11 protein-coding genes are annotated in these 17,764 nt (G+C 62.1%); 6 read left to right on the top strand and 5 right to left on the bottom strand.

All coding sequences use genetic code 11. The features are described from left to right. Nucleotides 1–22 precede the first annotated feature (22 nt). The gene (locus P0D68_RS27060; RefSeq protein ID WP_408301732.1) at nt 23–745 is read right to left on the bottom strand and encodes a (Fe-S)-binding protein; all 723 of its coding nucleotides are present in this window, start codon (nt 743–745) and stop codon (nt 23–25) included. Nucleotides 746–925: 180 nt separating this feature from the next. Here P0D68_RS27060 and P0D68_RS27065 point away from each other — a divergent pair, with 180 nt between their 5' ends. Continuing rightward, entirely contained in the window at nt 926–1,732 is an 807-nt protein-coding gene (locus tag P0D68_RS27065) for an IclR family transcriptional regulator (RefSeq protein ID WP_091792884.1), read from the top strand. A gap of 94 nt (nt 1,733–1,826) precedes the next feature. Here P0D68_RS27065 and pbpG read toward each other — a convergent pair whose 3' ends face one another. Beyond that, the gene (gene pbpG / locus P0D68_RS27070) at nt 1,827–2,999 is read right to left on the bottom strand and encodes a D-alanyl-D-alanine endopeptidase (RefSeq protein ID WP_091792883.1); all 1,173 of its coding nucleotides are present in this window, start codon (nt 2,997–2,999) and stop codon (nt 1,827–1,829) included. Nucleotides 3,000–3,774: 775 nt separating this feature from the next. Between pbpG and P0D68_RS27075 the strand changes: the two genes are divergently transcribed. Then, complete coding sequence (locus tag P0D68_RS27075; protein WP_007181275.1) at nt 3,775–4,347, top strand: phasin family protein; 573 nt, start codon at nt 3,775–3,777, stop codon at nt 4,345–4,347. 350 nt (nt 4,348–4,697) lie between these two features. Here the strand turns inward: P0D68_RS27075 and lpdA are convergent, their stop codons facing one another. The 3 genes from lpdA to aceE all read right to left on the bottom strand — a co-directional run bounded on the left by lpdA (nt 4,698) and on the right by aceE (nt 11,224). Continuing rightward, the gene (gene lpdA / locus P0D68_RS27080) at nt 4,698–6,506 is read right to left on the bottom strand and encodes a dihydrolipoyl dehydrogenase (RefSeq protein WP_408301729.1); all 1,809 of its coding nucleotides are present in this window, start codon (nt 6,504–6,506) and stop codon (nt 4,698–4,700) included. Nucleotides 6,507–6,793: 287 nt separating this feature from the next. Continuing rightward, on the bottom strand, nt 6,794–8,440 hold the full coding sequence (gene aceF / locus P0D68_RS27085; protein ID WP_408301727.1) for a dihydrolipoyllysine-residue acetyltransferase: 1,647 nt from the start codon (nt 8,438–8,440) through the stop codon (nt 6,794–6,796). Nucleotides 8,441–8,527: 87 nt separating this feature from the next. Further along, complete coding sequence (gene aceE, locus P0D68_RS27090) at nt 8,528–11,224, bottom strand: pyruvate dehydrogenase (acetyl-transferring), homodimeric type (RefSeq protein WP_091792880.1); 2,697 nt, start codon at nt 11,222–11,224, stop codon at nt 8,528–8,530. Nucleotides 11,225–11,499: 275 nt separating this feature from the next. On the opposite strand from aceE, the gene fixL reads away from it, so the two are divergent. From fixL to P0D68_RS27110, 4 genes are all read left to right on the top strand, one after another. Continuing rightward, the gene (fixL, locus tag P0D68_RS27095) at nt 11,500–14,016 is read left to right on the top strand and encodes an oxygen sensor histidine kinase FixL (protein ID WP_091792879.1); all 2,517 of its coding nucleotides are present in this window, start codon (nt 11,500–11,502) and stop codon (nt 14,014–14,016) included. Continuing rightward, nucleotides 14,013–14,657, top strand: a complete 645-nt coding sequence (fixJ, locus tag P0D68_RS27100) for an oxygen response regulator transcription factor FixJ (RefSeq protein WP_007181270.1) — start codon at nt 14,013–14,015, stop codon at nt 14,655–14,657. Before fixL ends, fixJ begins: the two co-directional genes overlap by 4 nt. 600 nt (nt 14,658–15,257) lie before the next feature. Beyond that, on the top strand, nt 15,258–16,703 hold the full coding sequence (locus P0D68_RS27105) for a DUF3300 domain-containing protein (protein ID WP_408301724.1): 1,446 nt from the start codon (nt 15,258–15,260) through the stop codon (nt 16,701–16,703). An 18-nt stretch (nt 16,704–16,721) separates the two neighbouring features. Beyond that, entirely contained in the window at nt 16,722–17,663 is a 942-nt protein-coding gene (locus tag P0D68_RS27110; protein ID WP_408301722.1) for a DUF2950 domain-containing protein, read from the top strand. Nucleotides 17,664–17,764 lie beyond the last annotated feature (101 nt).

The raw sequence follows: 17,764 nt of genomic DNA on the forward strand, positions 1-17,764 counted from the left end.
GGCGGGAATGCGGCGAGCAGCGTTACACGTCGCCGGCCAGGACCTGGGCGACGTGCAGCACCCGCGTGGTGACGTCGCCGGTACGCCGCAAACGGCCTTCGATATTCAGCATGCAGCCCAGGTCGCCGAGCACCACCGTGCCGGTTTCGCTCGCCCGGATATTCGCGCATTTTTCGTCGACGATCGCCGTGGAAATATCGCCGTACTTGAGCGCGAACGTGCCGCCGAAGCCACAGCAATGCTCGCAGTCCTTCATCTCGCTCACCGTCACGCCGACCTGCGCCAACAGCGCGCGGGGCTGCGCTTTCACGCCTAATTCGCGCAACCCTGAGCAGGAATCGTGATACGTGACGCGACCCGCGAACTCACCCGGCTGCAACTGCACTTTGGCCACATTCACGAGGAAGTCGGTCAGTTCGAACACTTTGGCGCGCAGGCGGCCGAAGCGGTTCATCATTTCGGGATCGTCGGCGAAAAGGTCGCCGTAATGCGCGCGGATCATGCCGCCGCACGAACCGGACGGCACCACGACGTAATCGAACTGTTCGAACTCGCGCAGCGTTTTCTCGGCCAGATCGCGCGCGATGCGCCGTTCCCCTGAGTTGTAGGCAGGCTGCCCGCAACAGGTTTGGGCAGGTGGCACCATCACCTCGAAACCCGCGGCTTCGATCAGCTTGATGACCGAAAACCCGATCTCAGGACGCATCAGGTCGATCAGGCAGGTAACGAACAATCCGACTCGCATGAGCCCTCCTTCGGGAAAACGTCCCTGATTATCCGCTGTTTGGCGCACAATACCAACGGCCGGAAGGCATAGGACACAGATCAAGTCCGATTGGAATAGCGCCTCCAACCGCTTTCTTTTTTTTCACAATACGGGATACAATCAATTTCCGCTGTTTGACGCGTCAACCGATTCCTCCCCATGAGCGATACGAACCCGGATCCCAAGACTTCGATCCAGGTGATCGAACGCATGATGCGCTTGCTCGATGCCCTTGCTGCGCATAGCGACCCGGTCAGCCTGAAAGAACTCGCCATCCGCACCGAGTTGCACCCTTCCACCGCCCACCGCATCCTGAACGACATGGTGATGTGCCGGCTGGTGGACCGGTCCGACCCCGGCACTTACCGTCTGGGCATGCGCCTGCTCGAACTCGGCAATCTGGTGAAAGCCCGCCTGTCGGTACGCGACGCGGCGCTCACGCCGATGCGTGAATTGCACCGTCAGACCGGCCAGACGGTGAACCTGTCGGTACGTCAGGGTGACGAGATCGTCTATATCGAGCGCGCTTATTCCGAGCGTTCCGGCATGCAGGTCGTGCGCGCCATCGGCGGGCGGGCGCCGTTGCATCTGACGTCGGTCGGCAAGCTGTTCCTCGCCGCAGACGAATCCACCCGCGTGCGCGCCTACGCCACCCGTACCGGCCTGTCGGGCCACACGCAGAACAGCATCACCGACCTGACGAAACTGGAGCGCGAACTCTCGCACGTGCGTCAGCAAGCCTGCGCGCGTGATAACGAAGAACTGGAACTCGGTGTGCGCTGCATCGCCGCCGGCATTTACGACGACACCGGCAAACTGGTCGCCGGTCTGTCGCTGTCCGCGCCGGCAGACCGCCTGCAGGACTCCTGGCTTGGCCAACTCAGCCAGACCGCGCTGATGATCTCCGAGTCGCTCGGCTACCGGCCGCAACCGGCGCAAGACCATTCGCATAGCCATCACGCGTAAGCTGGCGCCTGACTTTCAGCGCAATAAAAAAGCCTCGCAAATGCGAGGCTTTTTTCTACAGGCCGATCCGGAAACCGGCCGCTCACGAGCGGCTTCAGGTACCCGAACCGCCGGCGTCCGCGCTGGTAATGCGCGGCTGGTCGCCGCCATTGTCCAGCCACGTGCGCAGACGCGTTGCGTCCGCGAACCGCGAGTACTTACCCGACGAGTCCAGCAGCACCATGATCATCGGACGGCCGTGAATGGTCGCCTGCATCACGAGGCACTCACCCGCTTCGTTGATGAAGCCGGTCTTTTGCAGACCGATGTCCCAAGTCGGGTTACGCACCAGCGCATTCGTGCTGTTGTACGCCAGCGAACGCTTGCCGGTGTACACCTCGTAGCTGTGATCTGTCGAGAACTTGCGAATCACCGGATACTGATACGCGGCGTTGACCATCTTCACGAGGTCGCGCGCGCTCGATACGTTCTGGCTCGTCAAACCCGTCGGGTTTTCAAAGTGCGTGTCGGTCATGCCAAGTTGCTTGGCCTTCGCGTTCATGGCCGCGAGAAACGCCGGACGGCCGCCCGGGAAGTAGCGCGACAGCGCTGCGGCCGCGCGATTTTCCGATGCCATCAGCGCGATATGCAGCATGTCTTCACGCGAGAGCACGGAGCCCACCGACAGACGCGAGCCGGTGTTCTTTTCGTAGTCGCGGTCTTCGTCGGTGACTTCGATCTGATCGGTCATCGGCTCTTTCGAGTCGAGCACCACCATCGCCGTCATCAGTTTCGTGATCGACGCGATCGGCACCACGGCGCGCGAATTCTTGTCGAACAGCGGTTCCCCGGAGTTCTGATCGATCACGTAGGCGACGCTGGAGCGCAGCATGAGCGCGTCCGGCGTTTCGTGCAGGCCGAAAGCCTGGCCGACGCTCGGCGAACGCGGTTCATACGCGACACGGCGCACCACCGAGTGGTGACGGCCATTCGACGTATAGGTTACGCGCTTGCGCTTGACGCCCGCGCGTGGCGCGTCGTCCTCAGCGGCTACCGACTTTGCAGCCGCCGCTTTCGATGCCTTCGACACCTTGGCGGGGGCGGCAGCCGGCTTTTTGGCTGCTTTCGCGTGTTTGGAGGTTTTTGCAGGTGCAGCGGGCGTGGCGGCAAAAGCGCTCACAGGCGTGGCGAACGCCGCTGCGATGACCATGGAGGCGGCCACCGACAGAGCGGTGCTGCGGGCCGCGCCGTGGATCACTTTTAGCGACGAAAACATGTCGGTTTTCATGGGTGTTCGGTAGGGAGCGGCGAGAGGTTTTCCGCAAGTGTAGTAAAACAACGAAAAATTAGCAATTTGAAGCACTTATACGCGCTCCTTAAACCGGCTTGTAAGCTCCGATCGCAAAAACACGAATAAGTGCCACGCCTCGATCGAAAAAAACGATCGCCCAGGCGTTTCGCCTCGCGGCTGCCGCCATGCGCCAGAATCGAGGTGATTCTTCCAGCATAACGGCAATTTCGAGACAACCTTGATCAGGGGAAATACGGTCAGAGCACGGGCGAACGGGTGCTGCCAGTGCCACAGTACGAAGTTGGGATCAATCCAGCGGCGTGTTAAACGTCCACTGGAAACCGCCAACGCGCATTCGACCGGATTCAGTCATTAACGTTCCGTGACACTTTCCGGTTTACATCGATTTGCATTTGCGGCGTTTTGTTAATTGTCGGATGTTACCGGCTTCCCTTGCTGGCGTGTGACGGGAGGTCGAAATGCCCCACAACGCGGCAATAACGACAGTATTTCGTTAGCACCAGCGCGGTGCAGCGCTCAATTTGACCTGCGTCACGCGAACGTCATGCCCAACGCATAACATCTTGTTTTATCAGCGGTTTCTTAATATGGTGCGACGCACAAAAAACACTTGACATTCGTCGTGGCCATCCTAAAATGGGAACCATTGCTGCGATGCACCATACATCGCGGTCCGGCGGGACGCACCAATGTGTCTCACCACCCACCAATGCGGTCCGCACAGACAGACCGCGATCCAGGAGCGTAAACCATGACTCTGCTGACCCCTGAGCAATTCGCCGCAGCCCAGAAAGCCAACTTTGAAACGCTGTTCGGCCTGACGACCAAAGCATTCGAAGGCGTCGAAAAGCTGGTTGAGCTGAACCTGCAGGTCGTGAAATCGACGCTCGCGGAAAGCCAGGAAAATGCTCAACGTGCGCTGTCGGTGAAAGACGCGCAGGAACTGCTGGCACTGCAGGCAAGCCTTGCACAGCCGGTAGCCGAAAAGGCGCTGTCGTATGGCCGTCACGTGTATGAGATCGTTTCGGCAACGCAAGGCGAATTCGCCCGCGTCGCTGAAGCGCAATTCGAAGAGCAAAACCGCAAGGTTCAATCGCTCGTCGAAAACGTTGCAAAGAATGCCCCGGCTGGTTCGGAAACCGCTGTCGCCGTGATGAAGTCGGCTATCACCGCCGCCAACACCACGTACGAAACGGTTCACAAGGCAACCAAGCAAGCGGTCGAAATCGCTGAAAGCAACTTCAATGCAGCCGCAACGGCCGCATCGAAGGCAGCTTCGCAAGCTGCAGCACAAGCGTCGCGCTCGGCCAAGAAGGCCGTCTAAGCTTCCGTCTCAAGCATCACCTCTGCAGGCAGCATTCAACGCCGGCACGGCTCACCGCTGTGCCGGCGTTACCGCAAGCAACAGCGTCGTGCCGTTGCCGCTCACACGGTGTTAATTGGCCGAACGCTCCGATACGTTGAACAGCGTATCGTTTGCCCGGCGCAAGGCCGGGATTTTTTTTCCCGCCGCGTCTGTTCCGGCGCCGGTGACGTTGAGCGGATTTGATACCGTGCGTCATTGCACGGTAATGGCTCTGCCCTGCTGTCCGAAAGAAAAACGGCGCGTCCTTTGCGGGACGCGCCGTTTTTTTATCCGGACCACCCGCATGAATGCGGGCGGGCCAGAGCGCATTACTTCTTTTTCTGCGGTGGCAAGTCGGTACACACGCCTTCATACAACTCGGCGGCCATACCGATCGATTCGCCGAGCGTCGGATGCGGGTGAATCGTCTTACCGATATCCGTTGCGTCCGCACCCATCTCGACCGCGAGACACACTTCGCTGATCAGGTCGCCCGCATTCAGACCGACGATCCCGCCGCCGATCACGCGATGCGTTTCCTCGTCGAACAGCAGCTTCGTGAAGCCTTCGTCGCGGCCGTTGGCGATCGCGCGGCCGGAAGCCGCCCACGGGAACACCGCTTTGCCGTACTTGATGCCGGCTGCCTTCAACTGGTCTTCCGTCTTGCCCGCCCATGCCACTTCCGGGTCGGTGTAGGCCACCGACGGAATCTGCAGCGCGTCGAAGTACGCTTTCTCGCCATGCGCGGCTTCGGCGGCAACGTGGCCTTCGTGCACGGCCTTATGCGCGAGCATCGGCTGACCGACGATATCGCCGATCGCGAAGATGTGCGGCACATTGGTGCGCATCTGCTTGTCGACGTCGATGAAGCCACGCTCCGTCACCGCGACGCCGGCCTTGTCCGCGCCGATCTTCTTGCCGTTCGGCGTACGGCCGACGGCGACCAGCACGAGGTCGTAACGCTGCGCTTCGGCCGGGGCTTTTTCGCCTTCGAACGACACGTAGATGCCGTCGTCTTTGGCTTGCGCACCGGTAGTCTTGGTCTTCAGCATGACGTTGGCGAAACGCTTGCTGTTGTACTTCTCCCAGACCTTGACCAGATCGCGGTCCGCGCCGGCCATCAGACCGTCGAGCATTTCGACCACATCGATCTTCGCGCCGAGCGTGGCGTACACCGTGGCCATTTCCAGACCGATGATGCCGCCGCCGATCACCAGCATGCGCTGCGGAATCTGACGCAGTTCGAGCGCGCCGGTCGAATCGACCACACGCGGATCTTCCGGAATGAACGGCAGCTTCACCGCTTCCGAGCCCGCGGCGATGATCGCCTGCTTGAACTTGACGACCTTCTTGCCGCCCTCGGTCTGCACTTCCATGTGGTACGGATCGACGAACGAGCCGTTACCCGTCACGACTTCGACCTTGCGCATCTTCGCCATGCCGGCGAGACCGCCGGTCAGCTTCTTGACGACGCCAGACTTGAAGTCGCGCAGCTTGTCGAGATCGATTTGCGGCTTGCCGAACGTGATGCCGTGCGCGCCGAGCGCTTCGGCTTCGTCGATCACGAGCGCGGTGTGCAACAGCGCCTTCGACGGAATACAGCCGACGTTCAGACACACGCCGCCGAGCGTCGAGTAACGCTCCACGAGCACGGTCTTCATGCCGAGGTCGGCGGAACGGAACGCGGCGGAATAACCACCGGGGCCCGAACCGAGCACGAGCATGTCGCATTCGATATCCGCGCTGCCGGAATAGCTGCCGGCTTGCGGCGCGGGTGCTGCCGCCTTGGCCGGAGCCGCCGCAGCCTGGGCCGCCTGCGGTTTGGCTTCCGCTTGAGCGGGCGCTTTCTCGGGTTCTTTGGCCGGAGCCTTCGGTGCATCTTTCGCGGGCGCCGCGTCCGCCGATGTTTCGACGAGCGCGATCACCGTACCTTGCGAGACTTTGTCGCCGGCTTTGACGCGGACTTCCTTGACCGTGCCGGCGGTATCGCTCGGCACTTCGATGGAGGCCTTGTCGGACTCGAGCGTCATCAGCGCCTGTTCATTCTCGATGACATCGCCCGGTTTGATATTGACTTCGATGACATCGACGTCTTTGAAGTCGCCGATATCCGGCACTTTTACTTCGACGAGACTCATTAGTGTCCCCTTCTCTTATTGACCGTGATGAAGGAAGAACCTCAAAAAAGCAGCCTACAAGCTGGCAGCGCGGCGAACAGAATCATCCTTTGCAGTCCGCCGAAGGACGCGCCTTTCTTTTGCCTACTTTTCTTTGGAAGACGACCCGAAGGTAGTCCCTGTGGGACAAAGAAAAGTAGGTGCCGCCCCGCACAGGGGCGACACTAATAGACCGACAAAAAAGCAGGTTCTACAGAGAGACGCGGATCACAGAAAAACAACCCGCGCCCCGCACAACCATCACCACATCAAAGAATCACACGCCGGAAATCGGCAAGAAGCGCCCCAAGATACGCATTGAACCTGGCCGCCGCAGCACCATCAATCACCCGATGGTCATACGACAAAGAAAGCGGCAGGATCAAACGCGGCACGAACTGCTTACCATCCCAAACCGGCTTCATCGCACCGCGCGACAGACCAAGAATGGCGACTTCAGGCGCATTGATAATCGGCGTGAAGTTCGTGCCGCCAATGCCACCCAAAGACGAAATCGAGAAGCACCCGCCTTGCATCTGATCCGGCTTCAACTTGCCGTCGCGGGCGGCCTTCGAGAGCTCGGCCATTTCCTTGGCGATATCGATCAAGCCCTTCTTGTCCGCATCGCGAATGACAGGAACGACCAGACCATTCGGCGTGTCAGCCGCAAACCCGATATGGAAGTACTGCTTGAACACCAGGTTGTCGCCGTCGAGGCTGGCATTGAACGTCGGGAACTGCTTCAAGGCCGAAACAACAGCTTTGATCACGAAAGCCAGCATGGTGATCTTCACGCCTGCCTTTTCGTTCTCCTTGTTCAACTGCACGCGCAGCGCTTCGAGATCGGTGATGTCCGCTTCGTCGTTGTTCGTGACGTGCGGAATCATGACCCAGTTGCGATGCAGATTCGCGCCCGAAATTTTCTTGATGCGCGACAGCGGCTTCGGATCGACCGGACCGAATTTCGTGAAGTCGACCTTCGGCCACGGCAGCAGGTTCAGTTCGCCACCACCTGCCGCAGCCGGCGCAGCAGCACCGGCCGGCGCCGCACGCTGGCCGGTCATGACGCCCTTGATAAAGGCGGTCACGTCGGCTTGCGTGATGCGGCCCTTCGGACCCGTGCCCTGCACCTGTGTCACGTCGACGCCGAGTTCGCGCGCGAACTTGCGCACCGACGGCGACGCATGGCTCGCGTGACGCGCGCCACCTTCGCCGGCCGGAATGACCGGTGCCTGAGCGAGCGCCGACGGCGCCGCCGGAGCCGGCGACGGCGTGGCCGGCGCATCGGACGGCTTCTCGACGGCTTCCTGCTTCGGAGCCGGAGCCGGCGCAGCCGCGCCGCCTTCCGCTTCCACCACCACGATCACCGAGCCTTCCGAAACGGTATCGCCGACCTTGACCTTCAGTTCCTTGACAATACCGGCAGCCGAGCTCGGCACGTCCATGGTCGCCTTGTCGGATTCGAGCGTCACGAGCGACTGCTCTTTCTCGACGCGATCGCCGACCTTCACCGCGACTTCGATCACGGGAATATCTTTGTAGTCGCCGATATCCGGTACTTTGACTTCCTGCAGACCGCCGCCCGCGGCGGCCGCGGGTGCGGCAGCTGGTGCCGGCGCCGCAGCCGGAGCCGGTGCAGCGGCAGGCGCCGGAGCAGGCGCAGCCGCGCCGCCTTCAGCGCCTTCCAGCACGACGATCAACGAACCTTCCGAGACGTTGTCGCCGACCTTGACCTTCACTTCCTTGACGACGCCGGCGGCCGAGCTCGGCACGTCCATGGTCGCCTTGTCGGATTCCAGCGTAACGAGCGATTGCTCTTTCTCGACGGTGTCACCCGCCTTCACCAGCACCTCGATCACAGGGATGTCTTTGTAATCGCCGATGTCCGGCACCTTGACTTCGATCGCTTGACTCATTGTTAGTGTCTCCTGGGCCGCGCACGCGCCCGGCCCCTGTCGATCAGGGGGCGGGTGCGCACGCCGTGGCACACGGGGAAGGATGCCTTAGACGGTCATCGGGTTGGGTTTGGCGGGATCAAGGTTGTATTTCTTGAGCGCCTCGGCGACGACCTTGCGTTCGATCGTGCCTTCATCTGCCAGTGCATTCAACGCGGCAACCGTGACCCAGTAGCGGTCGACTTCGAAGAAGTGGCGCAGCTTTTCGCGCGTGTCCGAACGGCCGTAGCCATCCGTGCCCAGCACGACGAACTTCTGCGGCACGAACGCGCGAATCTGCTCGGTCAGCGCGCGCACATAGTCGGTCGAAGCGATGACCGGACCTTGCGCATCCTTCAGCAGCTTCTCGACGTGCGAGAGCTTCTTCTCTTCGGTCGGGTGCAGCAGGTTCCAGCGCTGCACTTCATGGCCTTCGCGCGCGAGTTCGGTGAAGCTCGGCACGCTCCACAGATCGGCGGCGACGCCCCAGTCGTTCTTCAGCAGGTCGGCGGCGGCGATCACTTCGTTGAAGATCGTGCCCGCGCCCATCAGTTGCACGCGCGGCGCCTTCTTGTCCGCTTCGGCCTTACGGAACGCGTACATACCCTTGATGATGTCGGCCGCTACAGCGTCGCCCTGCGGAATAGCCGGGTGCTCGTAGTTCTCGTTCATCACCGTGATGTAGTAGTACACGTCTTCCTGATCCGCGACCATGCGGCGCAGGCCGTCCTGCATGATGACCGCGAGTTCGTAACCGAACGTCGGGTCGTAGCTGATGCAGTTCGGCACCGAAGCCGCCCACAGCAGCGAGTGGCCGTCTTCGTGCTGCAGACCTTCGCCGTTCAGCGTCGTGCGGCCAGCCGTGCCGCCAAGCAGGAAGCCGCGCGAGCGCATGTCGCCCGCTGCCCATGCCAGGTCGCCGATGCGCTGGAAGCCGAACATCGAGTAGAAGATGTAGAACGGGATCATGATCTCGCCGTGCGTCGAGTACGACGTCGCGGCTGCGATCCAGTCGGCCATACCACCGGCTTCGTTGATACCTTCCTGCAGGATCTGACCGGTTTCCGACTCACGGTAGAACATCAGCTGGTCGGAATCTTCCGGCACGTACTTCTGGCCGTCCTGATTCCAGATGCCGATCTGACGGAAGAGGCCTTCCATACCGAACGTACGCGACTCGTCCGGCACGATCGGCACGATGCGCTTACCGAGTGCCTTGTCCTTCAGCAGAATGTTCAGGATCCGCACGAACGCCATGGTCGTGGAGATCTCGCGGCCTTCGCCCGTGCCCTTGAGCAGCGGCTCGAATACCGACAGCTCCGGCACCGGCAGCGACTCGGCCTTCTGGCGACGCGCCGGCAGATAGCCGCCGAGGTCCTGGCGGCGAGCACGCATGTACTCCAGTTCCTTCGAACCTTCTTCGAACTTGAGGTACGGCACGTTGACGAGATCTTCGTCGGAGATCGGCAGGCGGAACTGGTCGCGGAATTTCTTCAGCTGATCCACGTGCAGCTTTTTCTGCTGGTGGGTGATGTTCATGGCCTGGCCGGCTTCGCCCATGCCGTAGCCCTTGATCGTCTTCGCGAGAATGACGGTCGGCTGGCCCTGCGAATTCGACGCTTCCTGGAACGCTGCGTAGATCTTGTGCGGATCGTGGCCGCCGCGGTTCAGGTTCCAGATTTCCTCGTCGGACCATTCGGCGACCAGCGCCTTGAGTTCCGGCGTGTTGAAGAAGTGTTCGCGCACATACGCGCCCGACTCCGACTTGTACGTCTGATATTCGCCGTCGACCACAGCCATCATGCGGCGCATCAGCGCGCCCGACTTGTCGCGTTGGAACAGCGCGTCCCAACGGCTGCCCCAGATGACCTTGATGACGTTCCAGCCGGCGCCGCGGAATTCGCTTTCCAGTTCCTGGATGATCTTGCCGTTGCCGCGCACCGGACCGTCGAGACGCTGCAGGTTGCAGTTGATCACGAACACGAGGTTGTCGAGGCGTTCGCGGCCGGCCATGCCGATCGCGCCGAGCGATTCCGGCTCGTCCGTTTCGCCGTCGCCGAGGAACGCCCAGACCTTGCGGCCGTCGGTCTTCGCAATGCCGCGCGCCTGCATGTACTTCATGAAGCGCGCCTGATAGATCGCCATGATCGGGCCGAGGCCCATCGAGACGGTCGGGAATTGCCAGAAGTCCGGCATCAGCCACGGGTGCGGGTACGACGAGATGCCCTCGCCGCCCACTTCCTGGCGGAAGTTGTCGAGCTGGTTCTCGGTCAGGCGGCCGAGCAGGAACGCGCGCGAGTACACACCCGGCGACGAATGGCCCTGCACGAACACGAGATCGCCGCCATGTTCAGCCGACGGCGCATGCCAGAAGTGGTTGTAGCCGACGTCGTACAGCGTGGCGGCCGAAGCGAACGAGGCGATATGGCCGCCCACGTTGGTTTCCTTGCCGGCGCGCAGCACCATGGCAATGGCGTTCCAGCGGGTGTACGAGCGGATACGGTGTTCAATGTCCTGATCGCCGGGGATCTTCGCCTGGCGCGAAACGGGAATCGTGTTGATGTACGGCGTGTTGGCGGAGAACGGCAGATGTTCGCCATGCACGCGGGCGAACTCGATCTGTTTCTCGATCAGGTAGTGAGCGCGATCGGGGCCCACAGCAGAAATCACGCCATCCAGCGCTTCAAGCCATTCGCCGGTTTCCTGGGGATCGTCGTCTTTTTCAGCAGCGACATATTTCATGACTTCGTCGGGTACAGCGGACATGCTCGTCTCCTGGATGTAGAGGAACGCTCTTTGAACAGACGACGCGGACGAAGCACGGCCGCGGCAGCTTCGGCCGATTGTAATAAGGGTCCCGACGTCCGCGCAACAAAATTTTCGAATTACGAGATCGATTCTCATAATGCGGAAAATTGTTGCGACGCAACCTGATTTGACTGCCGATCGACGGATACGTCGGCTAGTTTGCGCCGATTAATGGCACTTTCAGCGCTTTTTTGCGCCATTTACTAGCTTCACGCTGCGCTACAATGCCTCGCATGTTGACCGAACGGCTTTTCGCACGCTCGGCGCGCACCGCCGGTTCGCCTGCGGATTCGACGCCGTCCTCCCGCTGGCACCACGGACCGTGGTGGTCCAATTCCTATTTGCTCACGCCGCTCCTGTCGATCCTGGTGTTTCTGGTCGTCATGAGTCTGATTCTGTGGAGCCTGAACCGGCGCGAACAGCAACAGCAGGAAGACACGCTTTACCGTAATGTCGCGTGGGCGCAGCAGCAGATCCGCCTTTCCATGACCGGCGCGCAGGAACAGATCCAGGCGCTCGCGCGCGATCTGGTCGCCGGCCACGCCGATCCGCATTCGTTCCAGGTGTCCACCACGGACATCATGCAGGGGCATCCCGAGATCCTCTACATGAACTGGTACACGAGCCAGCAGCAGCCGCGCTGGCCCAATACCGCGCTGCCGGTGTTCGGCCAGCGGCTCGCGAGGCCGAACGACACGCAGATGGACGAAGCGGTCAAAGCCGCCTTCACCGAGGCGCGCAATACGCGCCGCCAGGTCTATTCGCCGCTCATCTACGACGACCTCGGCAACGGCTACATCACGCTGCAAACGCCGGTGTTCCGCGACCGCGACTTCCTCGGCACGATCGCCGCAGTGTTCTCGGTGGAAGGGATCCTCAAGCACGACATTCCGCCCGAGCTCTCGGCGAAATACAAAATCTCGATCATCGACGTGAACAACCGCGAGTTGACCACCACGTCGACCCGCCCGCGCCTGCCGCGCGACATGTTCTACGACCTGCCGCTCGACCCGCCGGGCCAAGGCGTCTCGGTGCGCGTCTACGCGTTCCCGCAGATGACCAACTTCACCAACAACACGCTGGTGTGGCTGGTGGCGGGTCTGTCCTGTTTCGTGTTGTGGAGCCTGTGGAGCTTGTGGAAACACACGCGCCAACGCTTCGAGGCGCAGCAGGCGCTGTATGCCGAGGCGTTTTTCCGCCGCGCGATGGAAAACTCGGTGCTGATCGGCATGCGCGTGCTCGACATGCACGGACGCATCACCCACGTCAATCCAGCGTTTTGCCGCATGACCGGCTGGGACGAAAGCGATCTGGTCGGCAAGAACGCGCCGTTCGCCTACTGGCCGCGCGACGCTTATCCGGAAATGCAGCGCCAGCTCGACATGACGCTGCGCGGCAAGGCGCCCTCGTCGGGCTTCGAATTGCGGGTGCGCCGCAAGGACGGGTCGCTGTTCCATGCGCGTCTGTACGTCTCGCCGCTGATCGACAGTTCGGGCCGCCAGACCGGCTGGATGTCGTCGATGACCGACATCACCGAGCCGAAACGCGCGCGCGAAGAACTCGCCGCCGCGCACGAGCGCTTCACCACCGTGCTCGAAAGCCTCGACGCGGCCGTGTCCGTGCTGGCCGCCGACGAAGCCGAACTGCTGTTCGCCAACCGCTATTACCGGCACCTGTTCGGGATTCGCCCGGACGGACATCTGGAATTGGCGGGCGGCGGGTTCGATAGCGCACAGGCGTCGTCCGATTCGATCGATATGGTGGATACCTACGCCGGGCTGCCCGCCGCGGCGTTGACCGAAAGCACCGCCGATGCGCAGGAAGTCTACGTGCAAAGCATCCAGAAGTGGTTCGAAGTGCGCCGCCAGTACATCCAGTGGGTGGACGGCCACCTCGCGCAGATGCAGATCGCAACCGACATCACGACGCGCAAGCAGGCGCAGGAATTGTCGCGCCAGCAGGACGAAAAGCTGCAGTTCACCAGCCGTCTCATGACGATGGGTGAAATGGCCTCCTCGCTCGCCCACGAGTTGAACCAGCCGCTCGCCGCGATCAATAACTATTGCTCCGGAACCGTCGCACTGGTTAAATCCGGTCGGACGACACCTGACAATCTGCTGCCCGTGCTCGAAAAGACGGCCCAGCAGGCGGTGCGTGCCGGCATGATCATCAAGCGCATTCGCGAGTTCGTGAAGCGCAGCGAGCCGAAGCGTCAGGCCACGCGCGTGGCCGATATCGTCGCGGACGCGGTGGGTCTGGCCGAACTCGAGGCGAGAAAGCGCCGCATTCGCATCGTTACGGATCTGCGCGCACGCCTGCCGGTGATCTACGTCGATCCGGTGCTGATCGAGCAGGTGCTGGTCAACCTGCTGAAGAACGGCGCCGAAGCGATGGCCGAAGCCCGTCCGAACGCGGTTGATCCGGTGATCCGCGTGGTCGTGCGACTGGAAGGCGGGTTTGTCTGCATCAGCGTCGTCGACCAGGGGCCAGGCGTCGACGAAGCAACAGCCGAGCGGCTGTTCGAACCGTTTTACAGCACCAAGTCCGATGGTATGGGCATGGGGCTGAATATTTGCCGTTCGATTATCGAATCGCACCGCGGCCGTCTGTGGGTGGTCAACAACGTCGAATCTGACGGCCACATCACGGGCGCCACGTTCCATTGCAGTCTGCCTATTGGAGAGCCTGACGGCCCGAGCAACGGCGGGTCACAGGCGCCGACACCACAAACCGTTACGGGAGAGCTATGAACAGCCCAGTCACCACACAGGAAACTGTCTTTGTCGTCGACGACGACGAGGCCGTGCGAGATTCGCTGCGCTGGCTGCTGGAGGCGAACGGCTACCGCGTGCAATGCTTCTCCAGCGCCGAGCAGTTCATCGACGCATGGCAGCCGCACACGCATCCGGGCCAGATCGCCTGCCTGATCCTCGACGTGCGGATGTCCGGCATGAGCGGGCTCGAGTTGCAGGAACGCCTGATCGCCGACAACGCGTCGCTGCCGATCATCTTCGTGACGGGCCACGGCGATGTGCCGATGGCTGTGTCCACGATGAAAAAAGGCGCGATGGACTTCATCGAAAAGCCGTTCGACGAAGCCGAGTTGCGCAAGCTGGTCGAGCGCATGCTCGACAAGGCGCGTAGCGAAAGCAGCAGCGTGCAGCAGCAGCGCGCCGCCGCCGAGCGTCTGGGCAAGCTGACCGCGCGTGAGCACCAGGTGCTCGAACGCATCATCGCGGGCCGCCTGAACAAGCAGATCGCCGACGACCTTGGCATCAGCATCAAGACGGTCGAAGCGCACCGCGCGAACATCATGGAAAAGCTCAACGTCAACACGGTCGCCGACCTGCTGCGACTCGCGCTGTCGAACAAGCCGCAACCGGCGCAATAAGCCGCACCTGCCGGCACGCCCGAAGGAAGTCCCCTCGTGGGACTCGCCACCGGAACAGTGCCGTGCATCAATGGCCGGACTATCCACGAGTCCGGCCCGCCTCGCCCTCTCCCGCCTGTTATTCCCTCAGCGCCCTTCAGCGCCCTTCAACGCCCTTCAACGCCCTTCAGCGCCTCGCACACTTCTCACGGCCATCAACGCGAACTGCGTTAAATCGACGCATCTCCCGGAAAATAATACGCATTACTCAGCAAATGCTTACCCGATTTCGCAACAATTTCTTTCCTCAGACAAGATTGACGGACTGATCCGCACCCCTTAATTTACGCAGAACTCCTTAGCGGTTGTCGTCGATAGCGCGATCAACGCGGGAATGACGTGCTGCAAAACGCCGCACGCCGTATCGCCTGGTGGTGCGAAACAATCGGATAGGATCGAACGTTTCCCTCTAGCAGCACGTGTTTGCGCCGAGCCACTTGACGGCAAACCGGACACCTGCTCGCTCCGCCACTCCATGGCAGATTCCATTGCGACGAACCGACGCAGTCAGTACTGCGAATCCACGTCGCGTCTTATCAACACCACCGGGAGGAATTCATCGTGAAACGATCCGGAGCACACCGCTCGCGTGCGTTGTTCATCTGCGCGGTTCTCGCGGGCGCGCCGCTCTTCAGCGGGCTCGCCACGCCGGACGCCGTCCATGCGCAAGCCGCTACCAGAATGTCGAACCAGCAGCTCGATTCGCTGGCCGCTCCCGTGGCGCTTTATCCGGACGCCCTGCTCGCCCAGGTGCTGATGGCCTCGACCTTTCCGCAAGACGTGCGGGCTGCGGCCGCATGGTCCAAAGCGAACGCCAGGCTGCAGGGCGACGACGCGGTCAGAGCGGTCGCAGCCGAGCCGTGGGACGCGAGCGTGCAGTCACTCGTCGCTTTTCCGCAGGTGCTCGCCACCATGGCCTCGAAATCCGATTGGGTCGCGCAACTCGGCACCGCGTTCCTTGCCCAGCCTGGCGACGTGATGGACTCCGTGCAGCGTCTGCGCAGGCAAGCGCAAGCGGCCGGCAATCTGAAAACGAGTGCGCAGCAAACAGTCGTGGTCGAGCAGAGCACGATTCAGATCGTGCCGGCCAATCCGCAGGTGGTGTACGTGCCGACCTACAACCCCACGGTGGTCTACGGCGTGTGGCCCTATCCCGCGTATCCGCCCGTTTATGTGCCGCCGCCGCCCGGCTACACCATCGCCACCAGCTTCATGGCCGGCCTCGCATTCGGCACGGGTATCGCCGTCGCGAACGCACTGTGGGGCGGCTTCAACTGGAACTCGCATGACGTCAATATCAACGTGAACCGGTACAACACGATCAACGTGAACAACCGGCTCAACGTGAACGGCAGCACGACGAACTGGAATCGCAATAGCAACGTCAACCGCAACGTCAACAACGCGAATCTCGAACGCAACCTGAACAACAACGTCGGCGGCACGCAGCGCGAGGCGTATCGCGGCCGGGACAACGCCCGCGCTCAGGCACAGCAGACCTTGCAGAGCCGCACCGGCCAGAATCTGGGCGGCAGCGCGAGCGAGCGCCTGCAAGGGATCCGCCACGGCGGCACGGCGAACCCCGAACTGCAAAACCGCGCGCAGAACGCCAATCGCGACAATGCGCTGCGCGGCGCCGGCGACGGCAACGCCGCACGGCGGGACACGCAGCGCGGTCAGACAAGCCGCGACGCGCTCGCCAACCGCAATGGCCAGCAGTACGCGGCAGGAGATCGCGGTGCGAACGCGGGCGGCCTGCAACACTCGCACGCCGCGCCCGGTGCAAACGGCGGCGGCCAGCAGCACGCGTCGGCAGGTCTCGGCGCAAACGGCGGCGGCCAGCAGCGCGCGTCGGCAAGTCTCGGTGCAAACGGCAGCGGCCAGCAGCGCACGTCGGCAAGTCTCGGTGCAAACGGCAGCGGTCAGCATGGCAGCGGAATCGGCAATTGGAGCGGCGGATTGGGCGGCGGCGGCGCAGGTGAGCACCACTTCGGCCGCGGCCGTTGAACAAAAAAGGAGTCTCTGATGATGCGTCTATTCTCAACGCGCACGCTGCGCGCCAACGTCCTGACAGTGGCGGTCGCTCTCGGCACCACTGCCACGCTGCTCCTTGCTCCGGTGCTGCTGATCAGCACGATCCCGGCCCATGCCCAGGCGATCTACCCTAGCGCCAACGACGCCGCCAACGCATTCGTCGAAGCGCTCGCCCGTAACGACGAGGACGCGCTCAAGCACGTGCTCGGCAGCGACTTTCAACGTGTCATTCCCACCGAAGGCATCGGCGAGGACGACATCTACCAGTTCCTCGGCGAATGGTCGAAAAACCATCAGATCATCGAGGAGCCGGCTATCGACAGGGGGCGCGTCACCGCGCATCTGACAGTGGGCTACAGTGGCTGGAACCTGCCGATTCCGCTCGTGCAGGCAGGCAACGGTTGGCGCTTCGACCTGCCGGCGGCACGCGACGAGATGCTGACGCGCCGCATCGGCCGCAATGAGCGCGCCGCGATCCTGACTTCGCTCGCCTACCTGGATGCGCAATACGACTATCGCAATCTGACCCAGCGCTACGCACAACGCTTCGTCAGTACGCCGGGACACCATGACGGACTGTATTGGACAACGGCGCCAGGCGAACCGGAAAGCCCGTTTGGACCGCTCGCCGCCACCATGCCGAACGGCACGCTGCCTCAGGAGGCCTATCACGGTTATCACTACCGCATCCTCACGGCGCAAGGGCCGCACGCGAAGGGTGGCGCGCAGAACTACTTCGAACACGGCGTGCTGTCCAAAGGCTTCGGGCTGATCGCCTCGCCGGCCGAATACGGCAAGACCGGCGTGATGAGTTTCATCGTCAACCAGGAGGGGCAGGTGTATCAGAAGAACCTCGGGCCGCAAACCACGCGTGCGGCGGCGGCGATCAAGACGTTCGATCCGGACTCGGGTTGGCAAGCGGTCCTGCCATAGCGAGCCGGCGCGACGTCGTACGCGTCTCACCCGCCGCAACGCCGGGATGCAACCGGCCATCCGTGCGCGGCGCACGAGGCAGGGCCGGTATAATGTCGGAC

This window comes from Paraburkholderia sp. RL17-380-BIE-A (genome assembly GCF_046028085.1).
In the GTDB taxonomy this organism is placed as follows: domain Bacteria; phylum Pseudomonadota; class Gammaproteobacteria; order Burkholderiales; family Burkholderiaceae; genus Paraburkholderia.

Bases quoted from the DNA above. Each gene is read 5' to 3' on its own strand.
- P0D68_RS27060 (WP_408301732.1), bottom strand. From the start codon at position 745: ATGCGAGTCGGATTGTTCGTTACCTGCCTGATCGACCTGATGCGTCCT.
- P0D68_RS27065 (WP_091792884.1), top strand. From the start codon at position 926: ATGAGCGATACGAACCCGGATCCCAAGACTTCGATCCAGGTGATCGAA.
- pbpG (WP_091792883.1), bottom strand. From the start codon at position 2,999: ATGAAAACCGACATGTTTTCGTCGCTAAAAGTGATCCACGGCGCGGCC.
- P0D68_RS27075 (WP_007181275.1), top strand. From the start codon at position 3,775: ATGACTCTGCTGACCCCTGAGCAATTCGCCGCAGCCCAGAAAGCCAAC.
- lpdA (WP_408301729.1), bottom strand. From the start codon at position 6,506: ATGAGTCTCGTCGAAGTAAAAGTGCCGGATATCGGCGACTTCAAAGAC.
- aceF (WP_408301727.1), bottom strand. From the start codon at position 8,440: ATGAGTCAAGCGATCGAAGTCAAGGTGCCGGACATCGGCGATTACAAA.
- aceE (WP_091792880.1), bottom strand. From the start codon at position 11,224: ATGTCCGCTGTACCCGACGAAGTCATGAAATATGTCGCTGCTGAAAAA.
- fixL (WP_091792879.1), top strand. From the start codon at position 11,500: ATGTTGACCGAACGGCTTTTCGCACGCTCGGCGCGCACCGCCGGTTCG.
- fixJ (WP_007181270.1), top strand. From the start codon at position 14,013: ATGAACAGCCCAGTCACCACACAGGAAACTGTCTTTGTCGTCGACGAC.
- P0D68_RS27110 (WP_408301722.1), top strand. From the start codon at position 16,722: ATGATGCGTCTATTCTCAACGCGCACGCTGCGCGCCAACGTCCTGACA.